The organism is Paenibacillus tyrphae, assembly GCF_000722545.1.
Taxonomy (GTDB): Bacteria; Bacillota; Bacilli; order Paenibacillales; family NBRC-103111; genus Paenibacillus_G; species Paenibacillus_G tyrfis.
The window spans coordinates 1-20,324 of record NZ_JNVM01000042.1 but is presented as its reverse complement, the minus strand read 5'-3'; the positions used below and the strand labels follow the sequence as shown (position 1 = coordinate 20,324).

Genomic DNA, 20,324 nt, shown 5'->3' with positions numbered 1-20,324 from the left:
GCACTCCCGGCACGAACTGGACGCTTGCCGTCGAGGCTATCGCGCTGCCACCGATCGTTGCGCTGATCGTCGCGGTGCCCACCGTTGTCGGAGCCGTCAGCGTCGCCGTGTAGATGCCATCTTGCTTATCCGTTACAGCGCTAACCGTCCCTAACGTCGACGTGATGGCAACCGCAGCGCCTCCGCTTGTCAATGCATTGCCATGCGCGTCCTTCAGCTTCACGCTAATCGTCGTCTGACTGGCTCCGTCCGCCGCAAGAGTGGCGTTGCCCGCTTCCACCGTGCTCGCCGCTGCCGATGGCGCTCCCGGCACGAACTGAACGCTTGCCGTCGAGGCTATCGCACTGCCGCCGACCGTCGCGCTGATCGTCGCGGTGCCCAACGTCGTCGGGGCCGTCAGCGTCGCCGTGTAGATGCCATTTTGGTTGTCCGTTACAGCGCTAACTGTCCCTAATGTCGACGTTATGGCAACCGCCGCACCTCCGCTGGTCAATGCATTGCCATGCGCGTCCTTCAGCTTCACGCTAATCGTCGTCTGGTTGGCTCCGTCCGCCGCAAGGGAGGCGCTGCCCGCTTCCACCGTGCTCTTCGCCGCCGACGGCGCTCCCGGCATGAACTGGACGCTTGCCGTTGACGCTATCGCACTGCCGCCGACCTTCGCGCTGATCGTCGCGGTGCCTACCGTCGTCGGCGCCGTCAGCGTCGCCATGTAGGCGCCATTTTGGTTGTCCGTGACCGCACCAACTGTGCCTAACGTCGACGTGATGGCAACCGCAGCGCCTCCGCTGGTCAATGCATTGCCCTGCGCGTCCTTCAGCTTCACGCTGACCGTCGTCTGGCTAGCTCCGTCCGCGGTCAAGGAACCGCTGGCCGCTTCGACCGTGCTCGCTGCTGCCGACGGCGTTCCCGGCACGAACTGGACGCTGGCTGTCGAGGCCATCGGACTGCCGCCGACCGCTGCGCTGATCGTCGCGGTGCCTACCGTCGTCGGCGCCGTCAGCGTCGCCGTATAGCTGCCATTTTGGTTGTCTGCCACAGTGCCGACCGTCCCTAACGTCGACGTAATGGCGACCGCGGCTCCTCCGGCCGTCAATGCATTGCCCTGCGCGTCCTTCAGCTTCACGCTAATCGCCGTCTGGCTAGCCCCGTCCGCGGTCAAGAAAGCGCTGCCCGCTTCAACCGTGCTCATCGCTGTCGACGCCGCTCCCGGCACGAACTGGACACTCGCCGTCGAGGCTATCGGACTGCCGCCGACCTTCGCGCTGATCGTCGCCGTGCCCATCGTTGTCGGCGCAGTCAGCGTCGCCGTATAGGTGCCATTTTGGTTGTCCGTTACAGCGCTAACTGTGCCTAACGTCGACGTGATGGCGACCGTCGCGCCTCCGCTCGTCAACGCATGGCCCTGCGCGTCCTTCAGCTTCACGCTGACCGACGTCCGACTCGTTCCGTCTGCGGGCAAAGAACCGCTGCCCACAACGACCGTACTTGTCGCCGCCGACGGCGCTCCTGGCACGAACTGGACGCTTGCCGTTTTCGCTATCGGAATGCCGCCGACCGTTGCGCTGATCGTCGCGTTGCCTACCGTCGTCGGCGCTGTCAGCGTCGCCGTGTAGGTACCATCCTGATTATCCGTTACAGCGCTAACCGTCCCTAACGTCGACGTGATCGCAACCGCCGACCCTCCGGTCGGCCAAGCATTGCCCTGCGCGTCCTTCAACTTCACGGTAACCGTCGTCTGACTTGTCCCATCGGCTGCGAGACTGAACTGCGCGCTGGAAACCTCACTCTCCCCCGGAGATATCGAATAATCCGGAATCATGTAGGTCCTGAAGGAAAAGTCGTACCCTGGCGCCATCGAGTAACCTCGTTTATAGCGATCGCCGCTAACGCCGTACCACCCAAAACCCGCACTACCTCCATTTTCCGTAGAGGCAACTATTCGATACATCGTATCTTTCTTCAAGTAAGGCAATGCTCCAGAGAAATCGAACGCCATCCAGCCTGGGCTGTACGACGTTAACTCTGCTGTGGCAAGCGGCGTCCCAAGATCGCCTTCTTTATAGATACCCAACCGTAATGCCCCGATTCCACCGTAATAATCGAATATGTTAAGCTCAATCTTATTAAGATTACCGCTAATAGCAGGAGTAAATGTCTGATATCTGGGTAAATCACGGTTAACAAAAACATTTCCGGCACCCATTGCCTGCTCTTGATCCAACACAGGTGAATCCGCAGCAACCCCCTTCCCGCCGGGAGCCAATCCTAGTGTGAGCATAAATATAAGAACGATCGCGATCCATCGCTTATTCCGCTTCAAGCCTTCCATCACATATCCTCCGTTCTTGCCTTGGTGCCAAGTTTACTTAATGCAGCTAAATTTCCATACCCTTAACTCATAAAGTAGGTGTAGCCGCCAACAACCAGAGCCGCTACGAAAAAAATACCAAAAAACCACTTTGCAAATTTAAAGCCTACATTCCCGCCTTCCCACCAAAGGCTGTAGAAGATAACTCCTCCCAAGACCATAATGCTGACAAAAGCAATAAGGGCATTTTCCACTTTTTTTCACCCGAGCCTCTTTAATTTTACTGCCATAAATCATAAGCTATGTTAACAAAACAGACTACATCGATAACTTGGTGCTTTGATCATGGGAATCGGAGAGATGCTTGTACACGGCGATCGACAGCCACAGCCAAGCCGCGCCTGCCAGCATGCCGCCGATAACGTCGCTCGGGTAATGTACTCCCACATAAATTCGGCTCAGACCGATGCAGACCATCATGAAGATGGCCGCCGCCGCGAGCGCTATTTTTCCTGTGCGGTTTCGGATATGGCTCCACAACAAATAAACGATAATGCCATACAAAGCGACGGCGGCAACCGACGACGAGCTCGGAAACGAAAACCCGTCTTCCTCCATGAGCCGGTGAAAGTTCGGTCTCTCCCGAGCGAACAATGATTTCGAAACATAACCTACTGCCGTAGAACCGCCAATCACTGCAATAAACAAAAGAAGCTCCTTCCGCCGGCCTAACAAAACATACAGCACGATGATCATCCCAAGCGAAAGCACGATAATCGGCATAGTGGAACCGATCCAACTGAACCCTTTCATGACTCGGGTCCATCCCGCGGACTCCCAGCTCTGGATCAAGGACGAGATGCTTTGATCGAAAGCCAACAGCCGATCTCCCTTAACCGCCAGCGCAATGATCCCAAACCCACAGGCTGTGAGCAGGCTCAACAAATATGCATATATGACATTGCACCTATTCAAGTAACCCCTCCACCGATGTTATCTGCTCAAATGAAATAGGCATGGACATGGCTTTCACCCTTCGCACGCCTCAGTCCATAAGCTTAACAATAAAGCCGGCACTGCCACGCTTCCATACCTAAAAAGGGGTATTTATTGCTTTAACCAGCATAAAGAAATAGACCGGAACTCCTTATTTATCAAGGAATCCCGGTCATGTCATTGAATATTCTATTTAACTTATAAAATGACTCAATACCTGGTTAAACTTGCTCCGCTCCTCCCAGAAAGGGCCATGGCCGCTATAGTGAAACGGGACAAGCTGCGAATCTCTTATTTTTCGATGGAGTTCTTGAGCTTGTTGAAAGGGAATGACTTTGTCGTGAATGCCGTGAACGATTAAAGTGGGCACGGATACTAGCGGCAGGTCGGCATCCAGCTTCTCATCTCTCAGCATAACGACGACAGCCGCGGTCGACCAGCCTGCTGCCTGTAATCCCAATTGAAAAAACCATTCTGAGAACGGAGCGGTGATATACTGGAAGAAAAAGCCGTCGGTGACCTCCCGCATCATCTTAGGGCGGTCATTTAACGCCTCATGAAGGAACTTATTGGCAGTCTCCGGTGTAAAGCCTATAGGAGCCGCAGCGTCAACAAGGACAAGTTTAGAGACTCCGTGGCCCTTGTACCGGGACACATACCGAATCGCGATCGAACCGCCTGTGGAGTGACCTACGAGCGTGAAGTCATGTAATTGAAGCGCACCGACTACCGCGCGGATATCATCTGCCAATCGGTTATAATTGTACCCGCTTATCGGCTTATCCGAATTGCCGAACCCCCTCCAGTCAATTCCTATACAGCGGTATCCCATTGCGGGAAGAACATCAAATTGATACTCGAACTGCTTATGGCTTAACGGCCAACCATGTATAAAAACAATGGTCTTGCTTCCCCCCGGATTGATATCCTCCACATATAATTTTACACCCGGCTCTACATTAACAAAGGTTCCCACACAGATTCCCCCGTACGAATCAAGTATCTTCAACAATAAGATACTCATCTGGGCAACCATAGGTGAATACCTATCTTTGTCTGATTTCCGTGTCGGTTACCATCACTACTTTTTTAATATCCCTAAATATTGTTTCCATGGCCCGACGTCCGCCCGGTATCTCTCAGCCATGACTCGAACGATTTGAGCCATGTGGGTTAAATCATGAACAACCCATGTGGAAAGCAGCTCTCTCAGCTTGACGACCCCAAGTGCAGGGTGGATGCCCGTCAATTCGAGATGCGCTTCAGGGTCGACAAGCTCCTTAAGTTTGGCTATATTTGAGGCTCGGATCGTTTTGAATTCATGCAGCTTTTGTTCAAACGATTTTTCTGCTTGTTCATTCAAGTGGGCATAACGGTCAAGTGGCGGAAACGGTTTGCTTTCGCCTTCCTGAAGAATAAACTCCAACCTCGGGACCCAATTCGTTTTTTCTCCCTCAATGAGGTGCTCAATCACTTCAGTGACGTTCCACGTTCCTTCGCCTTCATTGCACTGCACCCATCCGTCCGACAAACCGGATAAAAAATACTCCAATGTTTGCGGCGTACGCTCCAGAACCTCAATCGCTTCTTTCAAATGAAAATTCATACAACTGCTCCTTTCTTCTCCATTCGTCCAAGAATGATTAATAAAAACCCCACGTCAAAGCACGGCTTTTACGTGGGGGTGGATAAAGAGAGTTGCTTAGACTTTAGCTGCCCATACTTCAATTTCTATTTTTATTTCTGGCAGCCCTAATTCAGAAATATAACCAATCGTCATGGCGGGATAATTTCTGCCGAATAACTCATCCCACTTGGCATCCAGATAATCCCAATCTATTTTTTGGGTAGCCCATATATTAACCTTAATAATATTTTCCGACGTTAATTCCTCGGAATGTAAAACAGTTTTAATATTGTCGAACGTATTCTTGATCTGTTCGTTCATAGGTTCAGGGATGATGCCATTTCGGTCTACGCCGATTTGACCGGAAGTAACGTACAGCTCTGCATTTCTAGGGATTTTTGTAATATGGGTGTAGTTCCCTACCGGACTTGGCATCCCTGCCGGATTTTTTCTAACGATCTTAGCTTGTTCCATTTGAATTTACCTCGCATCTTATAATTTATGCTATTTTTTACCATCATCTTCGGGCACACTTCACCCGTAAAATGAATTCTAGAAAAAAACAGCAGTAGAGTATCCGTATCCACAAGATATGAACTTTAACGACTTTTTCTTCATGGATCGAACGCTCCTTTCTTTATAAATGCGAAGAGAGTGGCTTTACTAAAATATAATCCATAACATTTATGGAGTCAATTTTAACCATGTGCTGTGCCAGCACAAAAAACGGCCAGCATACCCCATGCAGCCGACTGACATAGAAAAGCGGAATAGCGACAGCCCACGGACAAGAAACAAAGTCCCAGACTGTCGCTGTTTTATTGAACCCATCGTTTCCCTTAGTTCATTCGCATAACATAGTTGGCCTTGCTCCACCATCGGAGCATTACAACAACCAAAACAGGAATGTTTAACGGATATTGGTCGAGGGGCCGGTTCCCCGGCCCCCCATTAACTTTTACCAACCAGCCTGTTTTATTTTGTTTGGTTCGAAGTCTCTTCGTCGCCTGCGGCATTTTCGCCGACCTTGTTCCCCAGCGCCGCTCCAGCTATACCGCCTGCAACGGTTCCGATGGGTCCCAAAGCGGAACCTACGACAGCGCCTACCGCACCTCCACCAACAGTACCTACAGCTTCTCCTGTGTCGGTATCAGCCATGTTACTTGTATTAGTTCCAGTAGCGTTATCCCGTTTTTGTTCGCCGTTTTTAGCCATTTGTTCTCGCCTCCTCGCTTTATTGTAGGATACGCCGTTGATTACTTTCCAGCGCTTCCTCAAGATATTTTGCCCTAGCCCATGTGAATGAATTCTTTCGCAGCAAAAAAAAACAAAGAGCAGCTAATTATGTATCGTTAGATACGCATTGGAACGACCAGCACGTATACGCCTATCCCTACAAATGTATATTTCATTAAATCCCATGTTCAAAATAAAATATGCCGTATCCCGTTCACAGTCGTCACCAGCCAAAAACCATTCAGAACAAGGAAGGCCGCTGTGGAATTTCGTCCGCTGGTTGCGTAAATTGCGATGTATGGAACGATCAACACATTCACAAGACCGCAACCCCGTAGACCCGGCCCAGCCATCGATGCCTGCTTGCGTTGCCGCGGCTGCGCTGGGTCCTCCCTTAACTCAGCGATCGCCTCATGAAAGCCGCCAAATCTTTAGTATCAAAAGGACCTGACTTTTGGGTAATCGTGCTTCTGACGCGAAGCCCGTACAAGATCATGGCAAACATCTCTGCGGTTACGTCGCTGTCGATTTCAGCAGGAATGACACCGTGCAGTTTCCCAATATCGATCCATCTTGTACAGATCTGCATCGTATAGCCGTAGACTTCCTGAACGATTTCCGCAACCTTCGGATTGTCCATCTGCCCTAGCAGATATATAAAGATCAAGTTCGTCACGTTCTGATGATTGGACGAGCGTACCATACCCTCGGCAATGAGCTGCAGGGGATCGCCCAGTCCCGAAGACTGAGGGCTATTCACAATCTCCGTGAACTGTTCATTTAACTGTTCTACACGCGATTTCAAGATGAGTCCCAACAATTCGTCCTTGCTCGATACATAATGGTAAATGGCACCTTTGGACAGACCGGTTTCCCGAATGATATCTTGAAGCGTTGTTTGTCGGCACCCCTTCTCCTGAATTAATCTCTCCGTAGTATCCATGATTGTATGAAAAGTCGTGTTTCCGGTTGTCATAACCTATCACCCTAGCCTTATTTGCACATATTTTTTCAAGTCCATTATGGCATTTCCCACTCTAACATACCGACTCCCGGTTTGCAAAAATCCATTAGCTTAAGCGTTCCTCAATTAAATTTAACAGTTGCTCCGTCATATTTTCTAGCCTCCTAAGCTGATTCGGTTCAGGAGTTGCATACCGACCGTCGGTTCCTTAATTACATATTACAGACCGCCAGTCGGTCTGTCAACAGTCGATTCTTATTTTTCAACGGCATTTTTATAGCCTGTCTACTACTAGATTTGCCGTGCTACTCGAGAAACCCAATTCAAACCATACAGGAAAATATACTTTATTTTCTCAAACAATAAAGAAAACCCCGCAATTATGTGAAATACATAATTACGGGGTTCAGAATCTTGATGTAGTTCGTTCAGTTCCTCCTGTTGGGCTGATACACCCAACTACTCCACCGTCACGCTCTTCGCCAAGTTCCGCGGCTTGTCGACATCGTTGCCACGGGCCAGCGACGCATAATACGCGAGCAGTTGCAGCGGCACGACGGATAGTGCCGGGGTCAACAGCGGCAGCGTCGCCGGGATCGCGAACGTATGGTCGACCACCTTGGCAAGCTCGGCGTCACCTTCGGCATGGATGCCGAATACGTGCGCGCCGCGCGCTTTGACTTCCTTGATGTTGCTGACGGTTTTTTCGAAGAGGTCGTCCTGGGTCGCCAAAGCGATTACCGGGATGCCTTCCTCGATGAGCGCAAGTGTTCCATGCTTAAGCTCACCGGCAGCGTATGCTTCGGAGTGGATGTAAGAAATTTCCTTTAACTTCAAGGAACCTTCCAGAGCCACGGCATAATCTAATCCGCGACCGATGAAGAACAGATTGTCATGCGTCGACACTTGCTCGGCAATCGCCCTGATCGTATCGGCTTGAGCCAAAATGCTCTCGACCTTTTCCGGCAGTTCCTGCAGGCATGCAACGACCTCGGCAATGTAAGCCTCGTCCACCGTGCCGAGCGTCTGGGCCAAATACAGCCCGAGCAGGTAAAAGGCAATCAACTGCGACGTATACGCCTTTGTGGAGGCTACGGCAATTTCAGGACCGGCCCACGTGACGATCACATCATCCGCTTCCCGGGAAACGGAGCTGCCGACCACGTTCGTTATAGCCAACACCCGCGCGCCGCAGCGTTTTGCTTCACGGAGTGCAGCGAGCGTATCCGCCGTCTCGCCGGATTGGCTCACGACGATGACAAGCGTCTCCGGTGTAATAATCGGAGCGCGGTAGCGGTATTCCGAAGCGACATCCGTTTCTACCGGAATCCGTGCCAGCTTCTCGATCACCGATTTTCCGACCAGACCCGCATGATAAGCCGTACCGCAAGCCACGATGTGGACTTGCCGAATAGCGCGGATTTGCTCCGGCGTCATGCCTACTTCGTTCAGCACGGCCTTCTTGCCGCTTTCATCCAAGCGGGCGCCCATCGTATCACGATAAGCTTTCGGCTGCTCATGAATTTCTTTCAGCATGAAGTGATCGAATCCGGCTTTTTCCGCCGTTACGATATCCCAATCGACATGGAATAATTCCCGGGAAATAAAATTCCCCTCCAATGTCATTAATTCGACACCATCACGCGTCAAAGCGGCCATCTCACCGTCGTTCAAAATATACACGTTTCGCGTATATTCGAGGATCGCCGGAATGTCCGAGCCGATGAAGTTCTCGCCTTCGCCGACACCGATAATGAGCGGGCTGGACAACCGAACCGCAACGAGCTTATCCGGCTCATATTCGGTCAGTACACCCAGCGCGAATGCGCCCTTCATGCGCGAAACCGCCTTCTGTACCGCTTTTACGATATCGCCTTCGTACAAGCTTGCGATTAAGTGGGAAATAACTTCCGTATCCGTCTCCGAAACGAATACATGGCCTTGCGCGATCAATTCTTCCTTGAGAGAAATGTAATTCTCAATAATGCCGTTGTGTACGACGGAAAATTTAAACGAATTATCCGTATGCGGATGCGAATTCTCATCCGACGGCTTACCGTGCGTCGCCCAGCGCGTATGACCGATCCCGATCGTTCCGCTGAGCGGCTTCTCGCCGAGCTTCGATTCCAATACGGCCAAACGGCCTTTCGACTTCTTCACCTGCAGACCATTGGTCGTATACACGGCTACGCCAGCCGAATCGTACCCGCGGTACTCCAGTTTTTTCAAGCCGTCAATCAATATATCTTGGGAATTCCGTTTTCCCACATAACCGACGATACCACACATATGTTCAGGACCTCCTGATTGTCAAAGAAAGTAAAATTTCGTAAGATCCCGTCAATAACTTTGTCGGTCCGGTCGCCCGGACGTTTTCAGTTTTGACGATACGGCTGGATCGATGGCCGGAAGGTCCCCGCCGAATGTTTCGAACACCTTCACCTCGTCAACTGGTGCCAACCTGAGATACCCGCTTCCTGCGTTGTCTAAGAGATAGTGGAGTCCATTACCCGCCGCTTCCCGCGGCGACAGACCCTGTGACCGAATTCGCAGAAAATCAAGCAGCCCCGGATAAGCCATCCAGTCCTGGCGCTTGTCTTGCTAAGTAACCCCGCCCCACCTTTCCGTTTAGAGTAAGATTCTATACCAATCTTATTCATTTTGGTCCGAAAGCGCAACCTCTATTTTCATCGGCTTTCATTTCCGCCATGCGCGTAAGCGAAAATCCCGGATGCCTTGCCGGCGCCCGGGACCTCGAATTCCGCGTCGCCGGGAATGCCCGAGCAACGTTCCTTCTCCCGCGTTAACCCGGTTACACCAGCTCGCGCTGAATCACATCGGCGATCTGCTGCACGTAAGCTTCGACCCGGTCTTTGTCCGGTCCTTCGGCCATGACGCGGATCAGCGATTCCGTCCCGGAAGGACGCACCAATACCCGGCCATTGTCGCCCAGCTCGTCTTCGACTTGACGAATAACCGCTTCGACAGCAGGATTGTTGTTGAGCTTGCTTTTATCCACTACACGCACGTTCACGAGCGTTTGCGGATATTTGCGCATAATGCCCTTCATCTCGCTCAGGCTTTTACCAGACTTCACCAGCGTATCCATAAGCTGCAGCGCCGTCAGAATGCCGTCCCCCGTCGTAATGTGGTCGAGGAAAATGACATGGCCCGACTGCTCGCCACCCAGGTTATATCCACCTTTGCGCATTTCTTCCATCACGTAACGGTCGCCTACCGCGGTCTTCGCCGCCTTCAGACCTACCGCTTCGATGCCTTTGAAGAACCCGATATTGCTCATGACAGTCGTCACGATCGTCGAGCCGCGCAGCGTACCGGCCTGATTCATCGCATGACCGCAGATGCTCAGGATGAAATCGCCATCCACCTCTTCGCCGTTCTCGGCAATCGCAATCAGGCGGTCCGCATCCCCGTCGAAAGCAAGCCCGATATGCGCCTGCTTCTCAACCACCAGCTTCCGCAGATCTTCGGGATGCGTCGAACCGCAGTGGTCGTTGATATTGCGTCCGTTCGGCTCCGCTCCCATCGTAATCACTTCCGCGCCGAGCGCCTTGAATACTTTGGGCGCCAGCTCGTAAGCCGCGCCGTTGGCGCAATCCAATGCGATACGATAGCCCTTGAAAGAAGAGGTTACCGTCGATTGAATATAGCTCAAATATTGGAATTTTGCTTCTTCATTGTCGATCACATTGCCGATAGCTCCGCCAGTCGGCCGCGGCAGCTCGTCGTTTGCCGCATCCATCAGCCGCTCGATCTCGAGCTCCGTCTCATCGGACAGCTTGAAGCCGTCCGCGCCAAAAAACTTGATTCCGTTGTCCTCCACCGGGTTGTGGCTGGCCGAAATCATGACACCGGCGTCCGCCTTCAGCTCGCGTGTCAAATAAGCTACGCCTGGTGTGCTCAGCACGCCGAGGCGAATAACATTAGCGCCGATAGACAACAGACCTGCGACCAGCGCCGCCTCCAGCATCGGACCGGACACCCGTGTGTCGCGGCCGATCACGACATTCGGCTTCTCCACTTTACCTGCCAAGACATAGCCGCCGCAACGGCCGATTTTGTACGCGAGCTCCGGGGTTAACCCTTGGTTCGCAACTCCACGGACACCGTCCGTACCAAAATATTTCCCCATCGAATCTCTCTCCCCTTGCAGTGCCTTATGTCAACAAACTACTTCCCATTATCACCGATTCATCCCAAACGGTCAAATCTTACCCAAATTCTAGGGCGCGGCAGGCGGGGTAGCCGGCGGCGCTTCCGGCTGCTTGCCGGGCTTCGCGCTGATCTCTACCGTCGCTTTGAAATCCTGCTGCGGCCCCTTCTTCACAAATGTCGGCAAATTCCAGGTCACCGGCACCTCATGCTTGCCGGGCGGCAAATTGCTCACATCGAGAATCCCCTGAACATCCTGCGGCTTCAGCTTGTCAATCAGCTCTTTGGCCCCTTCGACGGTCAGGTTCAGCTGCCCCGACTCCGGAAGCACGACTTTCGTATCAAAGCCGTCGTTTTGCCCGATGATCGACAGCGGGATCGCCTCCAGCGTCTTCGTTACCGAAGGCACGATCGCGACGTTCACCGTCACTTTATCCGGGTCAAGCTGCTTGATGTTATTTCGCGGCGGAATAGGCAGAGTGAACTCCTTATCTTCTTTCAGATCGCCCAGATTCACCTGCGGTCCTTCGTAAAATTCCAACCGATCCAGCACGTTCTGCGGACCGAATACTGTGACTTTATCCGTACTCTGCCGGACAGAAGCTACGGCGTAGCCCCGAGGCGGTTCGCCCACGAGCTTCACCTGGAGCGGCACGAGCGTGAACGGGCTGGTGATAGGCACTTCGACCTCTACCACGGCCGGATTGATTACGGCGGTCTCAATCGGCTTGCCGTCCTTGTTATAGGCCACCAGTTTCACCTTGCTGGAAACCGGCGATGACGCCTTCTCTACATTGACGTCCGCGCGAACCGATTCCACTTCATCATAGATGCGACTTGGGACGGATACGGTAACCTGCTTCGGCTTCGCGACCGGCTGCCCGGCTTTCAGCCCGACAGCGGGGATTCCCGTCACATTGACGGTAACCGGCATCGATTTATTTTTCTTATCGTCGATCACGACCCGGACATTGGCCGGCGTTGCCTTCACGGTCACATTCGACGGAAAGCCTACCGGAGTGACCGGGAGTAGATACTCCCCTTTACCTACCTTGGTCAGATCCAGCTCCACCGAATAGGTCCCCGTGTTCATGACCTTTTTTAGGGCGGAATCCCTGCCCGTTAGGCTTAGCGTCACCTGCGGGGGATCGACCTGCACGACATAAAATTGGTCCGTATCATACTTCGGCGTCACCGCGACGTTCCCGATTTTTTCCTCCAAAATACCTGCTCCGCTCGTCCCCGCGATCGGAGCGTTGTCTGCACGGACAACCGCCCACAGCATGATTCCTATAATCAACGAAATAACCTTTACGACGTTCGTGTTGCGCAGCCATTGATCCATATCTAGCGTCGCCTCCATTTCCAAATGGAGCGTTTTTCCTTCGTCTTCGCTTTCGGCTTCAGTTCCTCGAACAGCTTGGCCAACAAAGCATCCTCTTTCACATCCCGCAAAATATGGCCGTTCATCGCGAGCGAGACAGCTCCCGTCTCCTCGGACACAATGACGCACATCGCATCTGACACCTCGCTCATCCCGATCGCCGCCCGGTGCCTCGTCCCGAGCTCCTTGCTGATAAAAGGATTTTCGGACAGCGGCAAGTAGCAGCCGGCCGCCATCAACTGATGCTTCCTTAAAATAACCGCTCCGTCATGAAGCGGCGTGTTCGGCACGAAGATGTTAATCAGCAGCTCCGAGCTGATTTGTGATTCGATCGCGATGCCCGACTCGATATAGTCGGTAAGTCCCGTATCCCGCTCGAATACGATCAACGCTCCGATTTTGCGCCGGGCCATATAGGTAACGGCCTTCAGCACCTCGTTGATCCGGCGGTTCACTTCCGTATCTTCCTCGACGTTCGTCCGGCTGAACAGCTTGCCGCGGCCAAGCTGTTCCAGCGCCCTTCGCAGCTCCGGCTGGAAGATGATAAAAACCCCGACGAGCCCGAAGGTGAACATTTGATTCATCATCCACTGCAGCGTATTCAGCTTAAACCATGAGCTGAGTGCCCAAGTGACGACAACGACAAAAATGCCTTTGAGCAATTGGATGGCGCGGGTTCCCCGGACCACCAAAATCAATTTATAAATGACGTAGCTGACGATCAATATATCGATAATATCTTTGATATCGATTTCCGTAATCCAATCCATCGCGTTGCCCCCAAGCCTGCCTCCGTCATATCGGTTCCCTTATAGTGTTCCCCTTCCTTAGATCATACCATATTTACAACAAAAAACCCTCCCTTTCTACCACGCGTAAGGGAGGATTTTAAAAAATTGGGTCGCTTGGCCTATTTCATTCCTGAAATAGTTCCAGCCCACCGATTCATTTTGTACCAAAGCCAGCTGAAGGCTTCGTCGATTTGTTGAATATGCCCGGAAATATGCGCCGTCGAGGCCAGCTGAACCGATCCGTCAATCACCGTAATGTTGCCCGCGATGTCGCCGTCCACCTGCAGCTTTCCGTTCTCTACCGTTAAATCTCCTGCCACTTTGCTGCCTGCCGGCACATAGACCGTATCCCCTTTAATAACGACCGACTGCAGGTCATTTCCCTTCACGAGCAATTCGCGATCATCGTTCCATGAGGAAACGAGGGTCGACAGCATCACAAGAAAAAAGACCGCCGCCACCGAGGCCGCCGGATGCTTACGGATCCACCGGTACCATGGATTATGCCGTTTGACTGGTGGCAGCGCCTGCATGATCCGCTCCGTCATGCCTTCAGGCACCTTCTGCGACGGCCAAGCATGAATCAACGCTTCCACTTTCTCAAACTGCTGCAGGCGCTTGCGGCATTCCGGGCAAACAAGCAAATGCTCTTTGAGCGCCGCCGCTTCCCTTCCTTCCAAGCTCCCGTCCAAATATTCATGCAGCAAAGGGAGGGCTTCCTCACAATTCATCCTGAGCCACTCCTTTCTTCTGTCCATTAGATCAAGTTGTTTCATACAATACGTTCGAAGCTGAGAGATGTTTCAAAAAACAGCTACAAAACCTGCTCTAATTTTTTACGCAAAAATTCCCTGCCCCGGTGTAATCTGGTTTTTATTGTCGTTACCGGCATCGCCAGCACATCGCTAATTTCCTGAAGCGACAAGTCCTGGAGATAACGCAAAATCACGACCGCCCGGTATTTCTCCGGCAGCGTCTTGATCGAATCACGAATCTGCTCCTGCGTCTCCGACAGCACCACCTGATTATCCGGCGTTTCTTCGCGGCTAGGCAGGGCGGAATACCAGTCGCTGCCTTCCCCGTCACTCATCTCGGCGTCCAGCGAATAGTTGATCTTCCGCTTGCGAAGCCGGTCGATGCACAGGTTCGTCCCGATCCGGTATATCCAAGTCGAGAACTTCTGCTGCTCGTCATAACGCTCCAAATTCGTGTACACCCGCAAAAACGTCTCCTGCACGATCTCCTCCGCCTCATGACGGTTATGCAGCATACGATAGGCGAGATGGTAAATTTTATCCTTGTACAGCTCCACCAATTCGGCAAAAGCCGCTCGATCCCCGCTCCGGGCGAGCTTGGCGAGCCGGGTGTCCATTTGATTCACCGACCTACCTCCAACCTCCGAGCTTGGATCCGCTTGGCTTGCCAACGGTCAAATTCGGATTCTTCCGGACAACGCCTGACCTTTCTTCGATCACCGTTCCGTTTACTAGTAAAAGAATACCAAATGACTGCACCGCCTGTACAGTCTCTTCCCAAAAGAAATCGTGCGCCGCTCCCCTCCATATTCGCACTTTAGCAGCTTCACCATTCTGCGATCTATTAATAAATTCTTACGATCAACGACGGCACTTGGTTTCGGCCGAAGGCCTACCTAATGAAACCAAACATGAGAAAAACCGGGCTGCTCGGCATAAAGCCAAGCTCCCCGGCTTTCGGTTCGCAGGTTGATAAGCATCAGCCCGTATTGCGAAGTCCAGCGGCAATTCCGTTAATCGTAAGAAGCACTTCGCGGAGCAGAAGCGAATCGTCGCCTCCCTGATCGCGCAGCGGGCGAAGCTCCGACAGGAGCTGAACCTGCATATAGCTCAGCGGATCGACGTACGGATTGCGCAGACGAATGGATTCTTGAATGACCGGAACATTGTCCAAAATTTCCTGCTGGCCGGTAATTTTCAGAATCAGGTCCGACGTCCGTTCGTACTCTTCTTCGATCATTCGGATAATCCGTTCAGCAATCGACTGGTCCTCGATCATGCTGCCGTATTCTTTAGCGATCAGCAGATCGGCCTTCGCGAGCGCCATCTGCAAGTTGTCAATGAGCGAACGGAAGAACGCCCAATTATTGTACATCTCCTGCAGGATGCGCAGGTTTTCCGGATTCCCTTGGTAGAAGCTGTGCAGCCCGTAGCCTGAAGCATACCAAGCGGGCAGCAAATAACGGCTTTGCGTCCAAGCGAACACCCACGGGATGGCCCGGAGGTCTTCGAAACGGTCGCTATTTTTCCGCTTGGACGGGCGGGAGCCGATATTGAGCTCCCCAATTTCCGGCAGCGGCGTGGACTGCTTGAAGAAGGTCAGGAAGTCCGGATCGCGGAAAATCAGATCCTGATACTTCTGCTGCGCCTGCTCGGAAATGTCGCGCATGATCGTTTCCCAGCCGGGCTCGGAAGGGTCGGCCTGCGGGTTACGCGCCCACAGCGCGCTTTTGATCAGCGCGGATGTCGCTTGCTCCAAGCTCCGGTAGGCGATCCCCTTCATGGAATAACGGGAGGACAGCACTTCGCCCTGCTCCGTGATTTTGATCCCGCCGCCTACCGTATCGGCCGGTTGAGCCAGAATGCTCCGGTTGAGCGGCATGCCGCCGCGGCCAAGCGCACCTCCGCGCCCGTGGAAAAACTTCAGCTTCACGTCGAACGGCTTCGCCGCCGCCGTAATGCTGCGCAGCGCGACCCGCAGCTCCCAGTTGGCGGTAATTACGCCGCCGTCTTTGTTGCTATCGGAATAGCCGAGCATAATTTCCTGAAGCTGATTCGTGCTGTTCAAGCTGTTCCGGTATGCCGGAATTTGGAACAGCGTCGTCATAATCTCCGGAGCCGCGTGCAAGTCGTCAATCGTCTCGAAGAGCGGCACGGATTGCAGCGTGCAGGTAATGGAGCCGTCCGGCTCGTGCAAGTACAAGCCCGCTTCTTTGCCGAATACCAGTACCTCAAGTAGATCGCTGGCTCCTTGCGTCATACTGATCAGATAGCTTGTGATACAGCTTCTACCGAACTCCTGCTGCGCCTTTTGGATGACGCGATACACGTCCAGGCATTCCTGCGTAGACTCGGAATAATGGAGGTAAGGCGAAGTAATCGGCCGCGGATCGTTCAAAATATCAGTCAACAGCTTGATCTTTTGCTCTTCCGGAAGCGCGCCGTAATCGGAACAGATGCTCATCTTAGCCAAAATTTCCGTCATCGCGGCTTCGTGCTCTTTACTATGCTGTCTGACATCCAGCGAAGCCAGATGGAAGCCGAACAGCTCCGCTTGGCGAATCAGCTTTTGCACATAGGCATCGGCGATGAAATCGGCATAATGATTGCGCAAGCTGCGCTCGATAATCAGCAAATCTTCCTTGAATTGCTGAGGATTATTGTATTTTTTGCCTGCCGGCACGTTCGGTTTGGCCGTATTGCGAATTTTCTCGACCATATACCGGACTTTGATGCGGTAGGGCTCTTTTTCGTTAGGCAATACTTCATCGGACGGCAGTTCGATCATGTCCCGGTCTTGCTGGATCGAATCCAGCAGCTCCTGCGTCACTTCGACGATATTTTTGCTAAAGCTCATATGCTTCAGCAAATCGGTCAGCAGTTCCTCGTACTTCTGCAGCGCGAGCTCCCGGTGCATGGTAAGCGTCTCCCACGTCACGGTAGAGGTGACCGAAGGGTTGCCATCGCGGTCGCCGCCAATCCACGACCCGAATTTCAGGAACGTCGGCACGTGCCAGGACTGCTCCGGGTAGTACTTGTGCAGACATCGTTCCAGCTCCTGATACACTTGAGGGAGCACGTCGAACAGCGTTTCGTCAAAATAATACAGTCCATTCTTAACCTCGTCGCCGACGGTCGGCTTCCGGTCCCGCAGCTCGTCCGTCTGCCAGAGGGTGATGACCTCGCCCAGAAGCTTCTCACGCAGCTGCTCGCGCTCACGGAACGTCAAGCTTGGGTTGTCCAGCTCCATCACGTCCGCCGCAATCCGCTGATGAATATCGAGCACCGCACGGCGGGTCGCTTCCGTCGGATGCGCCGTCATGACGAGCTCCAGCGAGATCCCCTCGATCATCTCACGGACCTCTGCCGTGGGCGTACCAAGCGTCTTTAGCTTGCGGACCGCGTCCTCAATCGAACCTGGCTGCACGTTCTCTCCTGCGGTACGCTCATAATCGCGTTTGCGTCGAATCCGGTGATTCTGCTCGGCGATGTTGATCAATTGAAAATAAACGGCAAACGCACGGATAACCTGATGGCGAATCTCCGGAGCCAAGCCGTTTATCGTATCCTTAAATTCCTCATACATTTCCGGCGTAAACTGGGCGCGCAGCGACTTACTCATCTCTCTTATCTTCTCTACGATGGTAAACAGTGAATTGCCGCCCTGGTGAACCAGCACCTCGCCCAAAATATGCCCCAAAAACCGAACATCGCGGCGAAGCAAATTGTTGGACGTGTTTTTGTTGATCAAACTGACTGAATCCGACATGGTTCTCCTCCATCCCTAAGCCAAGATCATAACCCCTATTTTAGCACAACCTTAGGAAACCATGTAGTCCATTTATGCGGTAAAGCGAAAAAACTTTGTAAATTTATAGGATTGATCGCATAGCAAATTAAGCGACGAGTATTCTTCCCGTTTAAAAGCCCGTCGTTTGCAGCTTACGGCTTACCGCATGGTAAAAGCAGATAACCCCGATCGGTATTATATACGATCATAACAAAACTGCAGAGCAGTCGCAATATTTTAACGAATTGTAGCGGTTGGCAAAATCTGTCGAGATCTCGCCCATGGATCTCCCTATTCCTTAAAAAAAGCCTTGTTTAGCGGGGGCGGCGTCAGGTTAAGAGGAGGATAGGCTACCCTAATTATGTGTAGAAGGAAGTGACGCTATGCTGCGGGATTGCTTTTATCATGTGTCCCAAAGCAACTGGGCTTATGCACACGACAAGCATACCATTCATCTGCGCGTCCGCACGAAACGGGACGATGTGATGGATATCATGGCGGTCACCGGAGATAAATACGACTGGGATCGGACCTACGCGGAATACCCGATGAAAAAAACCACTTCGGACGCTTATTTCGATTACTGGGAAGCAAGTGTCAAACCAAAGTATGGCCGTATTTCCTAAGGATTTCGTATGAGTACGGGCCCGGAGAGCGTATGGATGACGGAGTCGGGTATCCATGACGAGCAGCCTGCTCCGCCAGGCGGCTATTACGATTTTCCCTATATCCGCGAGGTCGATATGTATGCCGCGCCGGAATGGGCAAAGTCCGCAATTTTTTACCAGAACATTCCCGAACGCTTCGCCAATGGAGATCCGTCGATCGATCCTGCCCCTACGGAGCCGTGGGGTAGCCAGCCGACCAACGAGAATTTACCGGTACCGAGATTTACATTGACGGCGCCGAATCTCTGCTGCGGGGATAATGGGGGGGCATCGTATAAGAAAAAGAAAAACCGTGCTAAAGCGATATGCTCTAGCACGGTTCTTTACGCTAAGCGGGTGATGGGAATCGAACCCACGCTACCAGCTTGGAAGGCTGGAGTTCTACCATTGAACTACACCCGCATAGAAATAAAATTGCGAAAAAATGAATGGTCGGGACGACACGATTCGAACATGCGACCCCCTGGTCCCAAACCAGGTGCTCTACCAAGCTGAGCTACGTCCCGAAATGTCAAGCAAATATGTGAAATGGCGTGCCCTGAGAGATTCGAACTCCCGACCTTTTGATTCGTAGTCAAACGCTCTATCCGGCTGAGCTAAGGGCACAAATTGTAATTATGGAGCGGAAGACGGGATTCGAACCCGCGACCCTCGCCTTGGCAAGGCGATGCTCTACCCCTGAGCCACTTCCGCAACTATGGTGCGCGTAGAGGGACTTGAACCCCCACGGTCTCCCGCCAGATCCTAAGTCTGGTGCGTCTGCCAATTCCGCCATACGCGCCTATGCTGCAACGATTAATGCATACTCTCCGCAGCTGTGATGAAAGAAAGTGAGCCATGTAGGACTCGAACCTACGACACCCTGATTAAAAGTCAGGTGCTCTACCAACTGAGCTAATGGCTCATGCATGGCTGGGGATCTAGGATTCGAACCTAGGCATGACGGAGTCAAAGTCCGTTGCCTTACCGCTTGGCTAATCCCCAATACTGTGTAGTTGCTGGTGCCGCCGAGAGGACTTGAACCCCCAACCTACTGATTACAAGTCAGTTGCTCTACCAATTGAGCTACAGCGGCATGGTGGAGGCTGACGGGATCGAACCGCCGACCCTCTGCTTGTAAGGCAGATGCTCTCCCAGCTGAGCTAAGCCTCCAGCACAACTATGACCCGTAGGGGATTCGAACCCCTGTTACCTCCGTGAAAGGGAGGTGTCTTAACCCCTTGACCAACGGGCCGAAAATGGAGCTTCCAACCGGAATCGAACCGGTGACCTCATCCTTACCATGGATGCACTCTACCTACTGAGCTATGGAAGCGTATGGCTCCCCGAACAGGACTCGAACCTGTGACAACTCGATTAACAGTCGAGTGCTCTACCAACTGAGCTATCAGGGAATACCGCTTGGCGACGTCCTACTCTCCCAGGACCCTGCGGTCCAAGTACCATCGGCGCTGGAAGGCTTAACGGTCGTGTTCGGGATGGGTACGCGTGGTTCCCTTCCGCCATCATCACCAAACGGATTGCAATGTTTCTGCCACGAAACATTTTTACTTTAACTCAAGGCGACTTGCACCCTGAAAACTGGATCGAAACAAAGCGTATGTGAATCATTTGGATAAGCCCTCGACCGAT

16 protein-coding genes, 12 tRNA genes and 1 rRNA gene are annotated in these 20,324 nt (G+C 52.6%); 1 reads left to right on the top strand and 28 read right to left on the bottom strand.

Annotated elements, in window-relative coordinates; genetic code table 11:
- The 15 genes from ET33_RS32490 to ppc form a co-directional block, all read right to left on the bottom strand.
- Positions 1–2,071 (bottom strand): Ig-like domain-containing protein (locus ET33_RS32490; protein WP_235206881.1); only part of this gene is annotated, 2,071 nt, incomplete at its 3' end.
- Between the two features lie 320 nt (positions 2,072–2,391).
- Complete coding sequence (locus ET33_RS39410) at positions 2,392–2,562, bottom strand: hypothetical protein (RefSeq protein WP_167336454.1); 171 nt, start codon at positions 2,560–2,562, stop codon at positions 2,392–2,394.
- Between the two features lie 64 nt (positions 2,563–2,626).
- Positions 2,627–3,187 (bottom strand): phosphatase PAP2 family protein, encoded by a 561-nt coding sequence (locus ET33_RS32485; RefSeq protein WP_051775916.1) that lies wholly within the window; start codon positions 3,185–3,187, stop codon positions 2,627–2,629.
- Positions 3,188–3,497: 310 nt separating this feature from the next.
- On the bottom strand, positions 3,498–4,280 hold the full coding sequence (locus ET33_RS32480; RefSeq protein WP_036692205.1) for an alpha/beta fold hydrolase: 783 nt from the start codon (positions 4,278–4,280) through the stop codon (positions 3,498–3,500).
- Positions 4,281–4,385: 105 nt separating this feature from the next.
- Complete coding sequence (locus ET33_RS32475; RefSeq protein WP_036692196.1) at positions 4,386–4,910, bottom strand: DinB family protein; 525 nt, start codon at positions 4,908–4,910, stop codon at positions 4,386–4,388.
- A 96-nt stretch (positions 4,911–5,006) separates the two neighbouring features.
- Positions 5,007–5,405: a RidA family protein gene (locus ET33_RS32470; RefSeq protein WP_036692193.1), complete on the bottom strand. Its 399-nt coding sequence runs from the start codon at positions 5,403–5,405 to the stop codon at positions 5,007–5,009.
- 501 nt (positions 5,406–5,906) lie between these two features.
- Positions 5,907–6,146 (bottom strand): glycine zipper 2TM domain-containing protein, encoded by a 240-nt coding sequence (locus ET33_RS32465; protein WP_036692189.1) that lies wholly within the window; start codon positions 6,144–6,146, stop codon positions 5,907–5,909.
- A gap of 415 nt (positions 6,147–6,561) precedes the next feature.
- Positions 6,562–7,143 carry a TetR/AcrR family transcriptional regulator gene (locus ET33_RS32460; RefSeq protein ID WP_036692187.1) on the bottom strand — a complete coding sequence of 194 codons (582 nt, stop codon included), beginning with the start codon at positions 7,141–7,143 and terminating at the stop codon, positions 6,562–6,564.
- Between the two features lie 447 nt (positions 7,144–7,590).
- A complete protein-coding gene (gene glmS / locus ET33_RS32455) occupies positions 7,591–9,420 on the bottom strand; it encodes a glutamine--fructose-6-phosphate transaminase (isomerizing) (protein WP_036692185.1) in 1,830 nt (609 codons plus the stop codon).
- A 523-nt stretch (positions 9,421–9,943) separates the two neighbouring features.
- Positions 9,944–11,284 (bottom strand): phosphoglucosamine mutase, encoded by a 1,341-nt coding sequence (gene glmM / locus ET33_RS32450; protein WP_036692182.1) that lies wholly within the window; start codon positions 11,282–11,284, stop codon positions 9,944–9,946.
- Positions 11,285–11,374: 90 nt separating this feature from the next.
- A complete protein-coding gene (locus ET33_RS32445; protein WP_036692179.1) occupies positions 11,375–12,649 on the bottom strand; it encodes a CdaR family protein in 1,275 nt (424 codons plus the stop codon).
- A gap of 2 nt (positions 12,650–12,651) precedes the next feature.
- The gene (gene cdaA / locus ET33_RS32440) at positions 12,652–13,458 is read right to left on the bottom strand and encodes a diadenylate cyclase CdaA (protein WP_036692178.1); all 807 of its coding nucleotides are present in this window, start codon (positions 13,456–13,458) and stop codon (positions 12,652–12,654) included.
- 140 nt (positions 13,459–13,598) lie between these two features.
- Positions 13,599–14,210, bottom strand: coding sequence for a zf-HC2 domain-containing protein (locus ET33_RS32435; protein WP_036692175.1), 612 nt, complete (start codon positions 14,208–14,210; stop codon positions 13,599–13,601).
- A gap of 83 nt (positions 14,211–14,293) precedes the next feature.
- A complete protein-coding gene (sigW, locus tag ET33_RS32430) occupies positions 14,294–14,860 on the bottom strand; it encodes an RNA polymerase sigma factor SigW (protein WP_036692173.1) in 567 nt (188 codons plus the stop codon).
- 353 nt (positions 14,861–15,213) lie between these two features.
- Positions 15,214–18,003: a phosphoenolpyruvate carboxylase gene (gene ppc, locus ET33_RS32425; protein WP_036692171.1), complete on the bottom strand. Its 2,790-nt coding sequence runs from the start codon at positions 18,001–18,003 to the stop codon at positions 15,214–15,216.
- A gap of 404 nt (positions 18,004–18,407) precedes the next feature.
- Between ppc and ET33_RS40090 the strand changes: the two genes are divergently transcribed.
- Entirely contained in the window at positions 18,408–18,650 is a 243-nt protein-coding gene (locus tag ET33_RS40090) for an alpha amylase N-terminal ig-like domain-containing protein (protein WP_036692169.1), read from the top strand.
- A gap of 373 nt (positions 18,651–19,023) precedes the next feature.
- Here ET33_RS40090 and ET33_RS32415 read toward each other — a convergent pair.
- The 13 genes from ET33_RS32415 to rrf form a co-directional block, all read right to left on the bottom strand.
- Positions 19,024–19,094 (bottom strand) — tRNA-Gly (locus ET33_RS32415).
- 27 nt (positions 19,095–19,121) lie between these two features.
- Positions 19,122–19,198, bottom strand: a tRNA-Pro gene (locus ET33_RS32410).
- Between the two features lie 23 nt (positions 19,199–19,221).
- A tRNA-Arg gene (locus ET33_RS32405) sits at positions 19,222–19,298 on the bottom strand.
- A 12-nt stretch (positions 19,299–19,310) separates the two neighbouring features.
- A tRNA-Gly gene (locus tag ET33_RS32400) sits at positions 19,311–19,385 on the bottom strand.
- A 5-nt stretch (positions 19,386–19,390) separates the two neighbouring features.
- A tRNA-Leu gene (locus ET33_RS32395) sits at positions 19,391–19,473 on the bottom strand.
- Positions 19,474–19,523: 50 nt separating this feature from the next.
- Positions 19,524–19,596 (bottom strand) — tRNA-Lys (locus ET33_RS32390).
- A gap of 5 nt (positions 19,597–19,601) precedes the next feature.
- Positions 19,602–19,676 (bottom strand) — tRNA-Gln (locus ET33_RS32385).
- A gap of 15 nt (positions 19,677–19,691) precedes the next feature.
- Positions 19,692–19,767 (bottom strand) — tRNA-Thr (locus ET33_RS32380).
- Between the two features lies 1 nt (position 19,768).
- Positions 19,769–19,844, bottom strand: a tRNA-Val gene (locus ET33_RS32375).
- A 10-nt stretch (positions 19,845–19,854) separates the two neighbouring features.
- A tRNA-Glu gene (locus tag ET33_RS32370) sits at positions 19,855–19,926 on the bottom strand.
- Positions 19,927–19,931: 5 nt separating this feature from the next.
- A tRNA-Thr gene (locus ET33_RS32365) sits at positions 19,932–20,007 on the bottom strand.
- 3 nt (positions 20,008–20,010) lie between these two features.
- Positions 20,011–20,086: transfer RNA gene (locus ET33_RS32360), tRNA-Asn, on the bottom strand.
- Positions 20,087–20,091: 5 nt separating this feature from the next.
- Positions 20,092–20,208, bottom strand: a 5S ribosomal RNA gene (rrf, locus tag ET33_RS32355).
- Positions 20,209–20,324 lie beyond the last annotated feature (116 nt).